The sequence below is a fragment of the Bradyrhizobium sp. KZN70725 genome (assembly GCF_055264925.1).
In genome coordinates, this window is record NZ_JBUYWT010000005.1 from 12,997 (window position 1) to 30,650 (window position 17,654).

Genomic DNA, 17,654 nt, shown 5'->3' on the forward strand with positions numbered 1-17,654 from the left:
TAGCCCATTCAAAATGGGCCGTGCCATTGTCCAGCCCTGATCTGATTGCTCGCGGGGCAGTTCGATCGTACGTCGAGAGATCACACTCTCCGAATGCCACCGACGGTAAGAAGTTCGCGGAGACCAGCAGGACCAAGCAAACGCAATGGCGTTTCATCCGAGGGGCCTTATGAAAATCATCAAGAGAACAATTCAGATCATCTACCACAGATAATCAGCGAATTGAAGCTCCCGCCTTGGTAGCTCTGCAAAATAAGCTCGCCCTCCCCCTTCTGGCCCCTTGCTGTCCAGTTTCATGGGCGAATTGCTGATACGCCGCGCGCCTGTGCTTGCCGTCGCGCAAAGATAAACGCCCAAACCGCGTCAACCTTCTCGTTCCAGACGGGCTCCGGATAGGGCTCCTCCGGCAGGTCGTTTAGAGTAAAGCGGATGGTCGTCTGCACAGCAGCCCTCGTCTGCTGCTTCGCACGCCATTCGGCCACCGCGAGTTGCTCCTGCAGCTTCTCCAGCAGGTCACGCGCGACCTTCTTCACCTCTACCTCTTGCGCCTTGGTAAGCTTTGGTTCGGGCTTGGTTAGAAGATCGAAGATGGCAAGCTCATCATCGCTGAGGCCTTCGCGGGCGGCGCGGCGCTCTTCGTCGCTCATCTCGGCTGTGAGCGCCTTCAGCGCCTCGAAGAACGCCTCAACGTCGATAGTGCCAAGGTTATAGGTCTCGACCAGCTTCTCGAGCTTCTCGACGAGGTGAACTCGCGTGGGGTTTCGGGCTGCCATATCTTGAACCTTCGCCTCCACCTCAGTGCGCAATTTCTCGGTGGCCGTGCGAGGCCGGGAGGCAAACAGTTTGGCGAGCTTGTCGAAGTCGATAGCGGACAGATCAACGCGGCCGCCAGCCTCGTCCCCTTCAATGATCGGCGCCGTGATAGCAACACCCTCGATCTTCTCGTCCAGCAGCACTTCGATCTTGGCCGCCACGGCGGAGATGTCCACGGGACCGAGCTTGCCACGAATGGCCTCGGCGACAACGTGCAGGGTGGCTACCGGCTTGAGATACGGAGCCGCGCGTTCGTCGGGCAGCAGCGCTTTATAGGCTCGCACGGTCGTGCTCACGACTCGAAAGAAGCCACGCCGGCGCTCATCGGGAGCTATAAGCGCTTCAACCGCCTGCGCGATGAGCTTGGTCCGCTCCAGCCCTTTCACCGCGAAGATAGCATCCACATCCACATTGAAGGCGCTGCAGAAGTCTCGGGCGTCAGTGAGTGCCTTCTCCAGTTCTGCGACCAGTTCGTCCTTGTCTCGGATTGGCGTACCGTCACTGCCCCTCGCGGCATAGATGGCCAGTGCCTTCTGAAGGTTTTGGAATACACCGACATAGTCAACGATGACGCCTGCGCTCTTCCCCGGCGCCCGGCGGTTCGCCCGCGCAATGGTCTGCATGAGCGTATGGTTCTTCATCGGCTTATCGAGATAGACCGTGCTACAGGTGGGCACGTCGAAGCCGGTAATCCACATCGCGCAAACGAACACCAACCGCAGCGGGTCGTTCGAGTCCTTGAACTTGGCCTCAAGGTCTTCCTTCTGCATCCGCTCGCGATGAGGCAGGATGTCTAGCCCCTTTTGCTTCAGGTCATCGATTTCGTTCTGTGACTGGCTGACAACAACAGCCATGTCTACGGAGCGCATCCAATCGAGCCGCTCGGCCAAGCCTGGCCGCGCCGCCTCGGAGGCCTTGGCGAATTGCGTCTCCCGGGCTGCCAGCTCCTTGGTCCATGCTGCGCGTACCTTGTCATACATGCGGACGGCGGTTGCCTTGTCGATCGCGACAAACATTGCCTTGCCCAGATACCCGCGAGCCGAAAAGTGGCGCACGAGGTCCGTCGCGATCTCGTCCAGCCGGTCATTGCGCGTGATGAGGTGATACTGCTTGCCAAACGTCTGCTGGAGCTTCTTCTCCTGCTCTCCGTCCAGCGCGGCCTCGTCGAGCAGCGCGTCCAGCTCGTCCTTCAATTCATCGGCAGCCAACTGCAATTCTGGCTTTCGGGCCTCGTAGTAGAGCGGCACCGTCGCACCGTCTGCGATGGACTGGGCAAAGTTGTAGACTGAGACGTAATCGCCAAACACCTCTCGGGTTCGCTGTTCCTGTCCAGCAATGAGTGGCGTCCCGGTGAACCCAATAAAGGCGGCATTCGGCAACGCTCGGCGCATGTTGGCAGCAAGCTGGTCGTATTGGCTGCGGTGGGCCTCGTCGGTGATGACGATGATATCGGCGCGCTCCGAGAGCACTGGCATCGGCTCACGGTCGGCCGTTGAGAATTTATGGATCAAAGTGAAGACGTACCGCTCCTGACCCGCCAACAAGCCCCGAAGGTGGGCGCGGCTTTGGGCCTGACAGTCCTCGACCGGCTTGGTCAATGCCCCCACCGACGCGAATGTCCCAGCGATCTGGTCATCCAGCTCCTGCCGGTCAGTGATGATAACGAAGGTCCAGTTGCCGCCGAGCCACCGCAGCACCTTTTCGGCAAACATTGCCATCGACAGGCTCTTGCCGCTGCCCTGGGTGTGCCAGAAGACGCCGAGGCGGCCCCGGTTCTCCCCGATCTGCTCCACTGCCGCTATGGCCTTGTTGACACCAAGAACCTGATGATACTTGGCGACCACCTTGCGCAGGCCTCCGCGCGCATCCTCGAATAGCAGAAAGTTCTCGACCAGATCGAGAAAGTGAGCCGGTTCGCACGTAGCCCGTAATAGGGTCTCCAGCGCAACGCTCTCCGGTCCGTCTTCTTCCAACCGCTTCCAAGACGCGAAGGCATCAAACGGTGCATGGCTCGCGCCCATCAAGGCCTCAAGTCCATTAGAGAGAACGACAAAGCCGTTGAAATCGAACAACCGCGGGATGGTGTCGCGATAGTCACGCAGGTTGGCCTCGTAGGCTTCCTGAACCGGCTGCGTCAGGTCCTTCCATTCGATTAGTAGCAGCGGGATGCCATTGACGAAGCCTATCGCGTCCGGTCGACGGCTGTAGAGGATGCTCTCGATCCACACCTGCGAGCCGAGGAAAAAGTGGTTGGCCGTTGGGTTGGTCCAGTCGATGACTGCGACGCGCTCATTCTTGAACGAACTGTCGGGCGCGCGCACTTGCACGACGACGCCATCGCGCAGCAAGCGATAAAATTCGCGATTAGCGGCGACCGGCAGCATCGCGGAGCGATCGGTAGTGAGGATCAACTCGGCCTGCTGCAAGGCCTCATCTGGCAATGATGGATTTAACTTGTGAAGCGCAGAGCGGAGGTGCGTAGACAGGACAACTTCACGAAACGATTGCCTGCCGGTTGAGTTCGAAGGCCCCAACTCCTCATTGAACAAATCAGCGTGGGTCCAGCCGAGTTCCACCAGCAGATCGATGCCCGGCGTTTCCACCAGCCCGTCCTCGCTGGTGATGGCGCCTGAGAGCGACTTCTGGGGAGGGACCATCAGGCGACGGCCTCCAGTTTTCGTTCAGCAGCCGCGATTGAGAGTTCACCAGAGACCAAGCGCGGAAGGAGAAGGTCTCGCGCCTGCGCAAGCCGAAGGTTGATCATAGACAGACTACGGATGAAATCGTGCATAGGACCCGCCAACGCATCAAACGACTGCCGAAGTGACCGAGGAGGTACGAGAATTGGAAGTTTCTTGAAATCGCGGAGAACGATACGCGGGATTGCTGCACCTGATTTCATTTGTTTGATCGCCTCGCTCGTTCCCTCGGATTTGAGCAGAGCGACCAAATATTCTCGTTCGAAATCCTTGTGCGGCCGCAAGATAGCAATCGATGATAAAAGAACGAGAGGCAGCTTCTTCCGGATCAAAAACGTGTGCTTGTTGAGGTTCGCACCATCCTTCGCGACAAGGATATCGCCTACCGATGGTTGACAGCCATTTCTTACAAGCTCCTCGTAGGCCCCTGCAGAAATCTTGCGGCACTCAGAGAGATCAAAATCCCAGTCACGCATGTCCTTCACGGATGCCATCATGTATCCGTCTTCAACCGATGGTGGACTGTGGTGCGAACCGTCAGTTATTTCGTCGCAGACGTCTCCCAGGGGAACGAAAGTCCACCCGTCAGGCAAAGGTACATCCGGAGTATAGGTCATGTGGGTATCGCGCGCCGGAAAGCGGAAGCGAACGAACCACTCCTCAAACAGCCGACGCGCCATCTCTTCCAGCAGATTGATCCGGCGCCGGTTCACCTCAATGAGGTCATCATAACCTTCAAGGATAGATGCAATTCGTCTTTGGATCGAAAGAGATGGAAGTGAAGGCACCGGAAGATTCCGGATGTCCTTCATGTTCAAATGCGGCACGGTCGCCCCAATAGCCGCCGCTTGAAATCTGGATTGCGCGTAGTCTCCCAGCAAATAGTAGCAGAGATAGCCCGGATCGACCTTCGTTGCGTCTGGTCGAACCAAGACTGTCCTTTGTCCAAGACAGACCCGCTCACCCGGCTGAATGATAGCTACGTTTCCAACAGGAGCCTCACGAGCAATGATGAGATCGCTCGCTTGCGGAACTGCTCGTCTAGTCCACCTCTCATAGGTCGCCTCATCCACCCGGTTCACGCCATCAAGCTTGAGCCGGCCACGTCCAACGTTCGGCGTTCGGATTGAGGCGTAGCCCTCGGCCGACAACGGTGCCGTCTTGTGCTCGCAATCCACGATAAGCGAACAGAGCTCCGATAACATACGTGTCGATTTCATGCGCCAAGCAACCCCGCTACGTTCTGCGCAATGCTTTCTTGCAACTGCGCCGCCTCTGCATTGAGCCCTTCGAGCTCTTCCTGCAGCGCCTCCAGCTTCTCCTTGAACTCTTCGTCATCATGCCTTTGCCCCGGGGCGACACCGACATAACGCCCAGGGTTAAGACTCCAATCCTGTCCGACAATCTCATCGCGAGATGCAATCCTGCATAGGCCAGGCACGTCTCTATACAACCCGTTAGGAAATGCCTCGGCCATGCGCGCCCCGCTTCCGGCTGCGGTTTCGATTTTCTCGCGACGCCATAGCCTAACGATATTGCCAAGGAACTCGACATGGTCCGGGTCGAACGTACGGTGCGCCCGCGTTACTTGCCGGTACAGGTGTCGCGCATCGATAAACAACACCTTGTCGCCGCGTGGCTTCTTGGCCTTCTCCTTATCGAGGAACCACAAGGTGACTGGAAGTGTCACGGTGAAGAACATATTCGGGCCAACGGCGACGATGGCGTCCACTGCGCCTGTCTCGATCAGCTTCTTGCGCAGCTCACGTTCACTTCCGCCCGCATCAGACGCGCTATTGGCCATGACGAAGCCAGCGCGGCCTTTCGAGTTAAGGGCAGCATAGAAAAGATTAATCCATAAGTAGTTCGCGTTGTTGACGGTAGGTATCCCGAGCGGGAAGCGAGCATCGACCTTACCTGCATCGTTAACCAGTTTCGTCCGGTCCACTTCCGATTGATTGAAGGGCGGATTGGCCATGACGAAGTCAAAGCGCCCGATCAGTTTGTGCGGATCATCGTAATAACTGTTGGCCTCGCGCACGTCGCCCGACAGCCCATGCACGGCAAGGTTCATCCGGCAGAGCCGCAGAGTGTCCGACATCTTTTCGATGCCGTAGAGGCTAATCTCATTCGAGGGAGACTTGCGGTGCCGGCGAACGAAGTCCGCCGAGTGCACGAACATGCCCCCTGACCCACAAGCCGGGTCGAAAATCGCGCCGTGATAGGGCTCGATGATCTCGACTATCAACTTCACGATGGAGGCCGGCGTGAAGTACTCACCACCCTTCTGCATAAAGGAAGACGCGAACTGACCCATGAAGTATTCGAAGATCAATCCGTAAGCATCGCCTTCGATTTTCAGGGGAGCAAGGAGGCGCAGGAGTTCCTGCAATACGCCATTGGGCAAACCTGCGTAACCTTGTGGCAGCACACCGGCCAGATCGGGATTAGCATCAGCGATGGACTTCATCGCATTGTTCAACTCGGTGCCGAGTTTCGCCGTACCTGGCAGCGCGAGAAGACGTGAGAAACGCGCATTCTCGGGAAGGAAGATGGCTCCTTTGGCTTGGTAGTCCGCTGGGTTGGGCTTCAGTCGGCCCTTGTATTTTGGCGCCAGTTCCGCGTGGACGGCCTCAAACTTGGCCTCCATTTGGCGCAACGCTATCAGCGCCAGCACCGGCTGCGCATACTGGTCTGGCCGAAGGGCACTGTTGGTCCATAGCTGGTCCGCCGCGGCGAACAACGTTCGCGAAAATTCCTGTAGGTCTGTAGCCACGCTGCCCCTCGAATGCTCTACATTTACTTCATATACACTGGAGTGCCGACCTTACGGATTTTTGTAAGCCGCACCCAATTCTTTCGCCCGCGCTCAACTTGCCAAAACCACCATCCGTTTGTCGGGCGCTTGATAGCCGCATAGGCCGCGAGCGACAGCGAGCGATAAGTAGCTCCTCGGAAGCGCACGGTTCCGTTAGGTCGAACTGTGGCGCGGAAAACCGACTTCTTCAACGTTCCCCGGATGCGCGCACCTTGTGGCAAGAGCCGCACTAGATCGCTTTCAACGCCTGAGGTCTTCTGCGCAATCTTGTTCGCGCGCGCTCTGGCGCCAAAGAGCGAAGTCACTTCGCTCTTCTGCTTGCGCCGAATGGCTTGGGCAATTCGGTTGCGCATATTGTTGGATTGAGCAAGCTTGCCGCGCTGTCTCGCACCCGGCGGATTTGCAATGCGTAATAGGAGAGCTTCAATCTCGCGGAGGTGCTGGTCCTTGATCGTAAGGTAGATAGAGAAGCTGTCCCACGAGTTTCCGTGCCGATTCTTGACGTGTGCCTTGAGGCGACCACGCAACGCCGTAGCCAAGCCGACGTAGTACAATTTTCCTTTTCGGTAGAGCGCGTAGATGCCTGCGTTGCGTCCGATGAACTCGCGGACCAACTCGGGGTGGCGCTCCAACAAATCCCGCGAGACGTTCTCCAGATGCTGATGAACCAAGGCCTCGCGCTTGCGCCGCCGTGGTCGCGCAGCCTTCGGCTTCAGTGACACTTCGATTTGCCCCCAACTCGCATGAAGTCTTCTTTGAGTCGCAACAAGTGTGACACGGCGCCTGCTCAACCGCCATAATACTGTCGCCGAACACTGGGTACGCGCTTGGGTACGCACGCTGCGGTGCTAACCGCAAGCTATTGATATATTTGATATTTATCATGCGCCAGAATGCCGGCTGGGGAATCTGGATTCTGACCCTGAATCCTCAAAATTCGCAGCGCCGGAAACGTTGGGCATTCTTGTTGGTAGAGAGGTAAGAGCGCCCTAGCAAGATTAAGTCTAGGGCGCGGACATATCGCTCTCCTGACATTTCAGCGACAAGCCGAGACGCCATCAGCGAGGCTTTACGTTCAAAAAAATCCCCAGACTAAAACCCGGACTAAACGGAAACTTTAGTCTGGGTCATTTTTGGCTGCTCTCGAAATCGATTGTCCTTGAGGGGGTTAGGTGGCGCGCCCGAAACGATTCGAACGTCCGCCCCTCAGATTCGTAGTAAAGGCAAGGTTCTGTCCAGAGGACGTCTATATCCTTCACTCTCGATGAACCCCAACGATAGTGCTGCGCGCAGCCGAACCTAGGCCGTCGCGACCCCTGATTCCCGGAATCCGCCCCGGCGGTTAGACCGGGACGGTGAGTGAGTTATGACAGAAGTGGTTGCGGGGACCTGCAACTATCTCAAATTGTTATTTAAGTCAGTCGCTTAGCGCTGCCCTCCGAAGGCAAAGGTCACACGTTCGAATCGTGTCGGGTGCGCCACTTTTCCTTTATCTTACAGAGCGGTACGCGCGTCTGAACCGAAATTCCGCTTCGGTCTCATTTGAACGAGTAAGCAAAAAAGTCGTTGTCGACTGCAGATGCACTGCGTTCAGAATGAAGGAGCTTGACACTCAACGTGGCGCCTAACGCCGCTCTCGGTGATCCGGCTCGCACGTGAGCATCCGGGTGCGACATCAAATCATGCCTCCTAGATGACACCTAAAATGAACGACCGACCCACATGAAGCCACGACCGACTCGTTCCTATCTGATGTGCCTGGCGCTCCAGTCGGCGGCTGCTTTCGCCATCCTCGCTGAAATTGGCCGGGCCTTTCGGACAGTGATTGACAATTTAGGCGTGTTGCACCGGATTTCCTTGATGGAGCTGGGTCTGCTCGCTGTCGCGCTTTGCGCGTTCCAAGTCGTCTACTGGTATCGCATGGGGAACATTGAGATCCCGGAGTGGCGCAGTATCGCGCTTGGCCATCTTCTCGGATTTGCCAGCCGCCTCAGTTTCATTTTTGGCGGGGCGCTCTTCAGCGTATTCTTCCTTCGACACGCGCCCAAATTAAGTTCAAGCGAAGGCGCGATCATTCTGCTTCCACGGGTCGCGCTGCTTCTGGCATCGCTATTTTGTCTGTACTGCTACACCCTGGAGCTCGAGCGTCTTGCCAATGCGCTGCAATCAACTGTTGGCCTGCCCCCGCGACGAAGGCATTGACGAGAACGGCGACCGACGAGAGCACGGCGGCTGCCGTTCACATCCCTCATGGAAACGAGCCGTGCGGCACATTCCCATGAGGCTCTCGGTTACGATGTCGTGGCTCAGACCTTCTCAACCGCCTGAGGCCCGGTCTTTGCAAGATATGCCAAAGCGCGAGCGCACTGCATTTGGCGGCAAGCTCTTACGGAAAAATCTGGCTCCTTGGTGTCCTCGAATGATGCCGGCTCGACCAATGGCTGATCGGACGTTTGCGCAAACCAATGGTGAACGACCGTCGAGGGTATTGCCCGCCGCGGTGTGCAGGGATTGATAGTGCCCGCGGTCACGATGTATCCTTTCAAACTTCTGGCGAGCAAATTTCCGAGCATCGCACTCGGTCGGGAAGCTCTCACTCAGTCTCTAACGTCGCTGCGCAGATGCTCTGCGCACCTTTTTGGCAGCTCGAAGACACATACCAGGTCTTTGGGAGGTCAGTTGACACCGGCGTCTTCCCGATTCTCAGCGGGCTGCTATGCGTTTCCGGGATCACGAGCGGCGTCCAAGCCATCAGCAACCGGTCGAGGCCCGAAAGCAAACTCACGTCGTCTTCAACGACCCCTCGCGAAATTCTTCCGTGCTTTCGGCTGCGATATCGCGAGCACCTGCACCGAAATCTAATTTCAAACGGCGATCCGACGGCGGCGATTCAATAGATCGGACGCAGTCGGAGCCCGGAAAGGCCGATGGTCACATTGATAGCTACTGAGCCCTCTACCGAAGCTGCCTGCAACGCAAATGACCGTCCCGAGCCACCGGCAAGGACGTTGACGCCGACGCCCTAGCCGAGGGAGACGTCACCTGACGCCCCAATATATTCGCCGGCGAGAGCTCCGACCGGAGGGCCTGCCGTCGGGGCAAACACCGCCCAGCAGTTCGCCATCGCGGCTTACTTCGGCGGATGGTCGATTTGGATCGGCGGCACTTCGTGGCCCCCTTGACCTGCATCGATCAGACGTATTCCCTGCCGCGTGGATTTTTTGATAAAAGCAAAGTTGTTCAGGCATTGAGGCAGTCTTTATGATTTCGATCAGAATGCCTTTCTGGCTCCGCCTTATCTCGCTGCTTGGCGTGATCCTGCTCTGCACCGCCGCGGTGCTGTACGGATATCGTTGGTACAATCGTCCGGTAACGCTGACGCTGGCGGTCGGCTCGATCGACGGAGAAGCGGCCAGCGCGATGTCGACGATCGCCAATCAGCTTGCCTCCGACGGAGCCTCGGTCCGGCTAAAGGTCGTCGACACCGGGACCGCCATTGAAGCAGGCAAACAATTCGCTGCCGGAAATGTCGATCTCGCTGCTGTCCGCGGCGATGTCGGCGACTTGTCTCAGGCCCAGGCCATCGTCGTGCTTTCGCATGTGACGGTACTTCTCATCGCTCCCCCGGGTTCATCGATCGATGGAATCGACAAGCTCAAGGGCCGGACCGTTGGTGTGCTGGGAGGCGAGGTAAACGCCAAAGTCGTCGATGCGTTGAATAACGCCTACGATCTTGCCCGCAACAAGGCGGTCTTCAAGAACCTCAGCCTGCAGGACGCTCGGCAAGCCGTTCAATCAAAACAGATCAGCGCCCTGCTTGTGGTGATCCCTCTGACGGAGAAGTATCTGACGCTGGTGAAGGGCTTTTTCCCGCAAGGCACAAAGGCGACTCCGGTCCTGATCCCGATCGACTCAGCCGCCGCAATCGCAGAGGCCAATCGCGCCTATGAAAGCTTCGACGTGCCAAAGGGTACCTTGCGCGGATCACCTCCGGTCCCCGATGACGACCAGACAACCTTGAGGACTTCGCTCTATCTCGTCGCACGAAAGGGCCTCAGCGCCGACGCTGCAACAAGTCTTACTCAGAGCATCTTGAAAGTACGCAGGGAGCTACTGCGGGAGAATCCCCTGTTCGCCCAAATCACAGCTCCCAGCACTGACGCGGACGCCTACCTTCCCGTCCATCCTGGAGCTTTGGCTGTCTACAACGCCACAACACAGAGCTTCATGGATGAATACGGCAACTACATTTACCTAGGCCCGATGATCCTTGGAGGAATTGCTTCGGTCCTCGCCGCCGCCTGGAAGTTTTTGGGGATTGGGCAGCCCGAATTCCGGGAGGGGCCCCTCGACACCCTTTATGGCCTCGCGCGCCGGATTCGTACGGTCAACTCCGACAGCGAACTTTTAGGCATCGAGGAAGAGATAGACAATATTTTGAAGGCCGAACGCCTCAAGGCCGAGGCGGGCGATGAAAAAGCCGTCGACGCCGCGACACTGAACGTCGTAGCTCACCGCTTAGAAAACCTGATTCATGACCGCAGAGCAATGCTTTTGGCAAAACCCCCGATCGCTTCGGTAGCATAGAGAATAGAACAGGCGATTGGACAATGCGGACAGAGCCAACAACCCCATCGAGTTCGCCGGAATCAAGCAGCTGGGCTTAATTGTCCACAGGTGACGCGAAAAAGCTCATCGTCGTAAATCCGGGGATTTCCTTTGGTTCGGGCGGGCTTGGGGCAGAGTTCTCCACGTGCGAACCCGCTGGACCCTTACAACTATCGAAGCTCTCATTTTCTTCAGATCGGTGCTTTTTTGGCCGGCCCCCGAAAACTGGGCAAGTGCGATAGGGTATTCGCGCGGAACGCGCAGACTCTCTTAGGTTGAGCCACTGGATGGCTGGGGCGGGAGGGATCGAACCTCCGAATGGCGGAATCAAAATCAGTTTGATTATTCAACGATTTCAAGACCTTCAAAATACCCTCCAGTGGTTTCAATAGCTTGGCGGTGGTTTCGTAAGGAATTGCGGCTGGCTAGAATCCTATCCACAACGAGCGCTCGGTTCGTTGCCGGCTTTTCGAAGATCTGATGCCGTGCACGGGGACAATCAGCGGCTTCTTGCCGGCGCCCTCACGGAGCGCCGGCAAGGCGTCGTCAATTTGCCAGCTCAAAATCACCGGGCTTCCAGGACTTGTTGAACCATGGTTCGAGCGGTCCGTAGAGCCGCAGGAGCGAATTCCATCCCTTGCCAGGTACGGTTTCGACCCAGTTGCCTTCATGGCCAGCCGGCGCCTTCGGGCCGAACCAGATCGTGACCGAGCCGTCGGCATTCTTATTGATGTTTGGCTGGTTGCTGTCGATACCGGCGAGCTTCTGGTTGGTTTCCAGCATCGAGCGGGTCTGATTGTCGTAAACGGTGAAAGACCAGAACTGATTGACCGGGACTGGCGCCGGCAAGGTGATCTTGTAGGTCTTGCCGCCTTCGAGATAGCTGCCCTGGGAATCGCGGGCGGAATACGCGTAGGCGGAGCCGCTTCCGGGTCTTGCTGCCGCCATCGCCGGCGTAATCCCGGTCGCGTAATAATGAAACAATGACCGTGCATCCAGGTTGTAGGCGCCGTTGTCCATGAACTGATAGCTGCCGCCCGGAAAGGCCGTTCCCCATTCGCGGTCGGGATAAATCTTCACGCGCGGATCCCGCGGCGCAAATACGGTGGCGCGCGCTGCGGCATTGGCGACGGCAACGGCGTCCGTGAGAATCGCCTTCATGCGGGCACCCGGAGCGAATGGCTCGCCCTTCTTGATCCCGATCGCGGCAAAGAGACCCATCGTTTCCGGTCCGGCAAATCCTACCGGCTCATTCTGGACCACGGCATTGAGTTCTTCATAAAAATGGAAGGTGTTGGCATGAACCGTGTTGAACTTCATGCCGGATGCGTTGACGAATTTCTGCGCCGGTGGCTTGGCCGTAGCCGACAGCGGGTAAACACGCGCATTTTCCTTGACGCTCTTTACCGCGCCGGCAATGTCGCCCTTTTCGACAAAGGCGCGATAGAAGATGACAACACCGTTGGTCTTCGGCCGCGCAACGAAGTAGCCGCTATCCGGCACAGCTCCCTTGTAGCCGGGCGGAACGAACAGATACTTGCCGCCCTTGCCCTTGTCGGGCCCGGTGAGGCCGACGTCGATGATCCAGTGGAAGTAGGCGTCATCCGCCGGTCCAAGCACTTTGGGCGGAACCTGCACGACCATCGGACCTTTGTTCAGGTCGAGACATTGAAACACATAGACGGTCGTCGAATTCGGCGTGAGGAATATGGAGCGCGCGTCCATCAAATCTTCGGTAATCCCGATGGCGCCATTGCGCTCGACTCCGACGCTGCTCAAGCCCTCGCATAGCGCGTAAACGGATGCCGCCGGCATGCCCGACATGAAAGCCTCAACCCCCCGGCCAAAATCAAGCTGGTCGTAAACCTTCTCGACCGTCTCCTTGTCCGGCAAGCCGTCGAAGAACTTCAGCGTCCCGATGCGGGTCTGAACCGTGTCGGGGGTGAGAATGTATGAAGGCACGTTCGCAGAATATTTCTGTTTCGGCAGCTCTTGAGCGAAGGCCGAGACGACGGTCGATGCCAAAATGGAAACGAGCGCCACGTAAGATAACTTCATTCGAATTCCCCTGTATTCACGTCACTAACGATTTCGCAGTTACACCGGCGATAGGTCCATGCGTCAGCATGTCATGTTGGTAAAGCATGCTACTTGCGCCTTTTCGAAGTCGACACAGAGCGCGATAGCCGAGCATCGCGCTCCAGATCGCGTCGAATGGGCGCGATCGAGGTGTTGAACGGCGATGATAACGATGTAGCGGGTCACGAATTTGGGGCTCGGGCTGCCGCAAGGGGCCCGCGGCCCGCAAAACAAGCCTTTACCGCCGCACCCCGACGCGATTGACGCCGCCATTTAGATTGGTCGGGCTAGCCGTCCCAGCGCGGACCGTAGCACGTGCCACGGGCCGAGGCCTGAGGACGACGCCAGCCCTTGCTACGCAACTGGGCGGATAACCAATGTACTGGCAATACACCACTGCCTTAGCCGGTGCTGAACTGAGAGTGGCACCTGCGAACCCTAACAGGACGCTGGCCGTGAGCCCTGTGACGGTCAGAGACTTGATCGAAAGACGCTTTCTCGGATGCATGATCCTCACGGCTGCCGATATCGTTCCCTTCAAATACTTCTTCATGACGCTTCCTTTTCAGTTTTGGGCTCGAGCCATGATGGCCCGGGCAGCAATGGCAAGCCAGCAAGCTATAATTCTGGTGTCCCTTTGAACCCGAAGTTCGCAAAAGTGGTCCGCTGGGCAATGATTGCGAACTTCGGGGTCGGGACCTAGGTATATTTCACCTTCACCTCGTTGATCGTTCCATTGAATGCGAAAGGTGCCTTGTCGTAGTAGTCGAGCGACACCGGGGAGCCGAGGTCGGTGCCGATATCGAGGCAGTCGTTGGCGGTGAAGAGAAGCGGAGCCGAGATCGGCACCTGGCCCTTGGCTACGACCGCGCCGTTGACTTTCAGCGCCACACTTAACGGACCACCGGGCTTTGGCACCACGTAACTGGTTTCGACCTCAATTCTCACCTTGCCGGTAGGGAGTTTCTGTTTTGAAGCAATCCGCGTCCGCTGGATCTCGAACAGATTGTACTCGTAGCAAAGCATTCCATCCTTGATATAGGTCGTAAGGCCTGCGGAGAACGCACCGAGCGCGTAAAGCACGCCGTTGGCGTCGGCCGGAATGTCCGCGTCGATCGTGACTAGGTTGTTCTTGTTGCCGAGAGCGGGCGCGCAGAACTCGGGCATCCGCTTCATCGTGCCGGCGAACGTCCATTCCTTGTAGGGCGTGGAAATGCGAAGCTCCGGATGCAAGGCAGGAATCCAGAGACCGCCGCCAATTGGAAGGACATTGTTCCTGGTCGCCTCAACGAGGAACATCTGCTTCAGGTCGTCGAGCTTTGCCGGCATCTTGTCGGCAAGATCGGTCGCCTGCGACCAGTCCTCCTCGAGGTTGTAGAGTTCCCACTTGTCCTTGTCGGGCGTCCACTCCTGGATGCCGGGCGGCGTGCCCGGCACCCACGGCGCGCGCGGGCCGAATGCAGATGCCATCCAGCCGTCGTGATAGATGGCGCGGCTGCCCATGATCTCGAAGTACTGCGTCTGCTTCCGCCCCTTTGCGTTGGCATCCTCAAACGCATAAGCAAGGCTGATGCCGTCGAACGGGTCCTGCTGGATTCCGTTCACGACGGTCGGCGGCGTGATCTTGAGTATATCATAGATGGTCGGGACGATGTCGTTGACGTGGTGGAATTGCGCACGCGGCTTTGCATCCGGCTTGATCTTCGCCGGCCAGCGCACCGCCATGGGGTTGCGCGTGCCGCCGAAATGCGAGGCGATAAGCTTGGTTGCCTTGTAGGGTGAACTACCCGCCCAGGCCCAACCGGCGTGATACATATTATCCGCCTTTGGCGAACCGAGCACGTCAAGCCCGCCAAGTGCGTTCATCGTATCGATGTGCTGTTGAACGGTGCTCGGGATGCCGTTCTGCGCGAGCAATTCGCTGATGGTACCGTTCTGGCCTTCAGCCGACGAGCCATTGTCGCCCCAGACGTAAAAGATCAGCGTGTTGTCGCCATAGCCGAGGCGCTCGACCTCATCGACAAGCCGGCCGACCTGCACGTCCACATGTTCGGCGAAGCCGGCGGCGACCTCCATCAGCCGGCGCTGGAACGGCTTCTCGCTCTCGGGGATGCTATCCCAGGCTGCCAGTGATTCCGGCCGCGGCGTGAGCTGCGCATTCTGCGGAATCCAGCCCATCTCCTTTGCGCGTTTGAAGGCGCGTTCGCGATATTTGTCCCAGCCGTCGTCGAACTTGCCTTTGTACTTGTCCGCCCACTCTTTCATGATGTGGTGAGGGCCATGGATGGCGCCGCTTGCCCAATACATGAAGAATGGTTTGTCGGGCTGAAACGCCTTGTGATTCTGCATCCAGTGGATGGCGTCGTCCGCGAGGTCTTCGCTGAGGTGATATTGCTTTCCCGGCGCCGGCGGGTTCGGATGGACGATCGTGGTGTTGCGTACGAGATTCGGTTCGTATTGCGAGGCTTCGCCGGCCAGGAAGCCGTAGAAATACTCGAAGCCGTAGCCGGTCGGCCAATAATCGAACGGACCGGCGGCAGTGGTCTGCTCGGCCGGGGTGTTGTGCCACTTGCCGAAGGCGGACGTGGCATAGCCATAATTCTTGAGGACCTCGGCCACGGTCGCGCTCGACTTCGGCATGATACCGGAATAGCCGTCCCAGTCGTTCGCAAGCTCCGCGATCTGTCCATTGCCGACGCGGTGATGGTTTCGGCCCGTCAGCAATGCGGCGCGTGTGGGCGAGCACATCGCGGTGGTGTGAAACCGGTTAAAGGAAACCCCGCCTTTATGAATGCGGTCCAGCGTAGGCGTGTTGATCTCGCCGCCAAAGGTCGTGGGCAGCGCTGGTCCGGCGTCGTCGATCAGAACGATAAGAATGTTGGGGGCATCGGCAGGCAGGTGGCGCTCCGCCGGCCGCGGGCTGTAGACCGACTCTTGCATCGTCCGGTTGGCGGTGCTGCCGGACGGTTTGGGCGGAAACGGCAGAACCTCTTGGGCTTGCGCGGAGGCCGGAGGCAGAATTCCGGCCGCGGCGCCGGCTGCCACCAGTGACGTGCCGCCGAGCAGGAAATTGCGGCGCTTGATTCCCTCGCGATGTTGTTGCGTCTTATCGTGCGATTTCTTGTCTGATTGATCGCCGCTCATGATGGTTTCCTTTCGCGTAGGACGCATCGAAATCCGAGATGGCTCGTTGAGGTATCAATCGCCTCGGCGTGGCGCGCGGCCGGGCGATAGCGGCGGCAATAATTCGGCGCGCACAGATGCGAGCCGCCCTTGATCACCTTGCGGGGAATTTTGATATCGGGTTGGCACGGGTCATAGCTCGACTCCTCCCGGCCACCACGTGGATTTTCTGGAATGCAGCACGCTTTTGCCGAGGCGGCTTCGTGTTTGGGTGCGTACCAATCGCCGGTCCACTCCCAGACATTGCCGATCATATCGTACAAGCCGTAGCCATTCGAGGGGAACGCTTCCACCGGCGAAGTGCGCTCGTAGCCGTCGGCTTTCAGGTTTTGGTGCGGGAAATTGCCCTGCCATGTATTCGCCATCTGCCGGCCGCCTGGCGTCAGTTCGTTGCCCCAGGCGAATTCGGCGCCATCGAGCCCTCCACGCGCCGCAAATTCCCACTCTGCTTCCGTAGGCAGATCCTTCCCCGCCCAGTTGGCGTAGGCGAGCGCATCCGCAAATGTCACATGCACGACCGGATGGTGATCGAGTCCGTTGAGATTGCTCCCGCGGCCATACGGATGACGCCAATCAGCCCCCTTCAGGAAGGTCCACCACTGACTCCAGTCGTTCAGATCGGGCATCCGCGCTGGTGGCTGGAAGACAAGCGAACCCGCATAGAGCATGTGTGGCAGCGCGCCCGGATAGTTTTTGGGATCGGGTGGAAACTCGGCGAATGTGACGTATTTGGTCGCCCGCACGAACTCCTTGAACTGCCGGTTCGTCACCGGCGTCCGATCGATCCAGAACCCGTCCACGGCGACGGGGTGCGCCGGCGCTTCCTCCGGATAGTGCCGGTCCGAGCCCATGCGGAAGGTCCCGCCCGCAATCCAGACCATGACGCCGGCTGTGGTCATAGGCCTGCCCCTACCGGCCACGCCTACGGCTTCATCTTGATTCCGAGCTTCGCGCGCATGTCCTTGAACACGACGGCAATCGCTTCGATGATCTTCTGGTTCGGATTGGCCTTGCAGTAGACGATGACCTCGTGCTCGGCCTCTTTAGCTCGCTTGATATTCATCTTGCTCTTGCGAGCGAGACCGTTGTACCAGCCGCTGTACCAGGTGGCGAGCAGGTCTGCATCTTGCTGCCAGGTGCCGGCAAGCTGACCACACGTCAATTTCTGAACGTCCAGATATCCGTCGGAATCGGCATGCGCGCTCAGGTCCGTCTGCGCGCTTGCCGGTGACAGCACTGAGCAGCAGAACACGGCTGCGACGATCACGGATCTATACATGGGAATTCTCTCCGAGTTTTCGGGCGTGAGTCTTGTTGCGATCATGGGCATCGTGTGTAGACGCGTCCGTACGCGTCGACGGCCTGAACGCATGTAGGAGCCACAACGACCGGAGCGACTACCGCCGCGCCCGCTGCCACCGCGCCCGCGGTCACGGCGCGGCGGGTCGTCCGGC

Annotated in this window: 12 protein-coding genes, 1 tRNA gene and 1 pseudogene; 4 read left to right on the forward strand and 10 right to left on the reverse strand. The window is 58.3% G+C overall.

The features are described 5' to 3' along the window. Positions 1–293: 293 nt before the first annotated feature. Genes ACZBJS_RS06300 through ACZBJS_RS06315 form a run of 4 tightly spaced genes read right to left on the reverse strand, consistent with a single transcriptional unit; the run spans position 294 to position 7,052 of the window. Positions 294–3,470, reverse strand: coding sequence for a type I restriction endonuclease subunit R (locus ACZBJS_RS06300; protein WP_463438560.1), 3,177 nt, complete (start codon positions 3,468–3,470; stop codon positions 294–296). Further along, positions 3,470–4,732, reverse strand: a complete 1,263-nt coding sequence (locus tag ACZBJS_RS06305; protein ID WP_463438561.1) for a restriction endonuclease subunit S — start codon at positions 4,730–4,732, stop codon at positions 3,470–3,472. The genes ACZBJS_RS06300 and ACZBJS_RS06305 overlap by 1 nt, the downstream gene beginning before the upstream one ends. After that, positions 4,729–6,288: a type I restriction-modification system subunit M gene (locus ACZBJS_RS06310; RefSeq protein WP_463438562.1), complete on the reverse strand. Its 1,560-nt coding sequence runs from the start codon at positions 6,286–6,288 to the stop codon at positions 4,729–4,731. The genes ACZBJS_RS06305 and ACZBJS_RS06310 overlap by 4 nt, the downstream gene beginning before the upstream one ends. A gap of 23 nt (positions 6,289–6,311) precedes the next feature. Next, positions 6,312–7,052 (reverse strand): hypothetical protein, encoded by a 741-nt coding sequence (locus ACZBJS_RS06315; protein WP_463438563.1) that lies wholly within the window; start codon positions 7,050–7,052, stop codon positions 6,312–6,314. Between the two features lie 663 nt (positions 7,053–7,715). On the opposite strand from ACZBJS_RS06315, the gene ACZBJS_RS06320 reads away from it, so the two are divergent. Both ACZBJS_RS06320 and ACZBJS_RS06325 read left to right on the forward strand, forming a co-directional pair. Then, positions 7,716–7,811: transfer RNA gene (locus ACZBJS_RS06320), tRNA-Arg, on the forward strand. 241 nt (positions 7,812–8,052) lie between these two features. Beyond that, positions 8,053–8,532 (forward strand): hypothetical protein, encoded by a 480-nt coding sequence (locus ACZBJS_RS06325; protein ID WP_463438564.1) that lies wholly within the window; start codon positions 8,053–8,055, stop codon positions 8,530–8,532. 688 nt (positions 8,533–9,220) lie between these two features. On the opposite strand, the pseudogene ACZBJS_RS06330 reads toward ACZBJS_RS06325, so the two are convergent. Then, positions 9,221–9,454, reverse strand: a pseudogene (locus tag ACZBJS_RS06330) (DUF992 domain-containing protein). 137 nt (positions 9,455–9,591) lie between these two features. On the opposite strand from ACZBJS_RS06330, the gene ACZBJS_RS06335 reads away from it, so the two are divergent. Continuing rightward, on the forward strand, positions 9,592–10,917 hold the full coding sequence (locus tag ACZBJS_RS06335; RefSeq protein ID WP_463438565.1) for a TAXI family TRAP transporter solute-binding subunit: 1,326 nt from the start codon (positions 9,592–9,594) through the stop codon (positions 10,915–10,917). 567 nt (positions 10,918–11,484) lie between these two features. On the opposite strand, the gene ACZBJS_RS06340 is transcribed toward ACZBJS_RS06335, so the two are convergent. Both ACZBJS_RS06340 and ACZBJS_RS06345 read right to left on the reverse strand, forming a co-directional pair. Further along, complete coding sequence (locus ACZBJS_RS06340; protein ID WP_463438566.1) at positions 11,485–12,981, reverse strand: DUF1254 domain-containing protein; 1,497 nt, start codon at positions 12,979–12,981, stop codon at positions 11,485–11,487. Positions 12,982–13,255: 274 nt separating this feature from the next. Next, positions 13,256–13,501 (reverse strand): hypothetical protein, encoded by a 246-nt coding sequence (locus tag ACZBJS_RS06345; protein ID WP_463438620.1) that lies wholly within the window; start codon positions 13,499–13,501, stop codon positions 13,256–13,258. On the opposite strand from ACZBJS_RS06345, the gene ACZBJS_RS06350 reads away from it, so the two are divergent. Next, positions 13,395–13,658: a hypothetical protein gene (locus tag ACZBJS_RS06350; RefSeq protein WP_463438624.1), complete on the forward strand. Its 264-nt coding sequence runs from the start codon at positions 13,395–13,397 to the stop codon at positions 13,656–13,658. The two genes, ACZBJS_RS06345 and ACZBJS_RS06350, sit on opposite strands and share 107 nt — an antisense overlap. Positions 13,659–13,716: 58 nt before the next feature. Here the strand turns inward: ACZBJS_RS06350 and ACZBJS_RS06355 are convergent, their stop codons facing one another. Genes ACZBJS_RS06355 through ACZBJS_RS06365 form a run of 3 tightly spaced genes read right to left on the reverse strand, consistent with a single transcriptional unit; the run spans position 13,717 to position 17,479 of the window. Next, complete coding sequence (locus ACZBJS_RS06355) at positions 13,717–16,161, reverse strand: arylsulfatase (protein WP_463438567.1); 2,445 nt, start codon at positions 16,159–16,161, stop codon at positions 13,717–13,719. Next, complete coding sequence (locus tag ACZBJS_RS06360; RefSeq protein ID WP_463438568.1) at positions 16,158–17,099, reverse strand: formylglycine-generating enzyme family protein; 942 nt, start codon at positions 17,097–17,099, stop codon at positions 16,158–16,160. Before ACZBJS_RS06360 ends, ACZBJS_RS06355 begins: the two co-directional genes overlap by 4 nt. Before the next feature lie 23 nt (positions 17,100–17,122). After that, entirely contained in the window at positions 17,123–17,479 is a 357-nt protein-coding gene (locus ACZBJS_RS06365; RefSeq protein WP_463438569.1) for an HdeA/HdeB family chaperone, read from the reverse strand. Positions 17,480–17,654: the final 175 nt, after the last annotated feature.

Excerpts from the sequence above, each read along its gene's own strand:
- ACZBJS_RS06300 (WP_463438560.1), bottom strand. The coding sequence starts at position 3,470 with ATGGTCCCTCCCCAGAAGTCGCTCTCAGGCGCCATCACCAGCGAGGAC.
- ACZBJS_RS06355 (WP_463438567.1), bottom strand. The coding sequence starts at position 16,161 with ATGAGCGGCGATCAATCAGACAAGAAATCGCACGATAAGACGCAACAA.
- ACZBJS_RS06350 (WP_463438624.1), top strand. The coding sequence starts at position 13,395 with ATGTACTGGCAATACACCACTGCCTTAGCCGGTGCTGAACTGAGAGTG.
- ACZBJS_RS06365 (WP_463438569.1), bottom strand. The coding sequence starts at position 17,479 with ATGTATAGATCCGTGATCGTCGCAGCCGTGTTCTGCTGCTCAGTGCTG.
- ACZBJS_RS06305 (WP_463438561.1), bottom strand. The coding sequence starts at position 4,732 with ATGAAATCGACACGTATGTTATCGGAGCTCTGTTCGCTTATCGTGGAT.
- ACZBJS_RS06335 (WP_463438565.1), top strand. The coding sequence starts at position 9,592 with ATGATTTCGATCAGAATGCCTTTCTGGCTCCGCCTTATCTCGCTGCTT.
- ACZBJS_RS06325 (WP_463438564.1), top strand. The coding sequence starts at position 8,053 with ATGAAGCCACGACCGACTCGTTCCTATCTGATGTGCCTGGCGCTCCAG.
- ACZBJS_RS06360 (WP_463438568.1), bottom strand. The coding sequence starts at position 17,099 with ATGACCACAGCCGGCGTCATGGTCTGGATTGCGGGCGGGACCTTCCGC.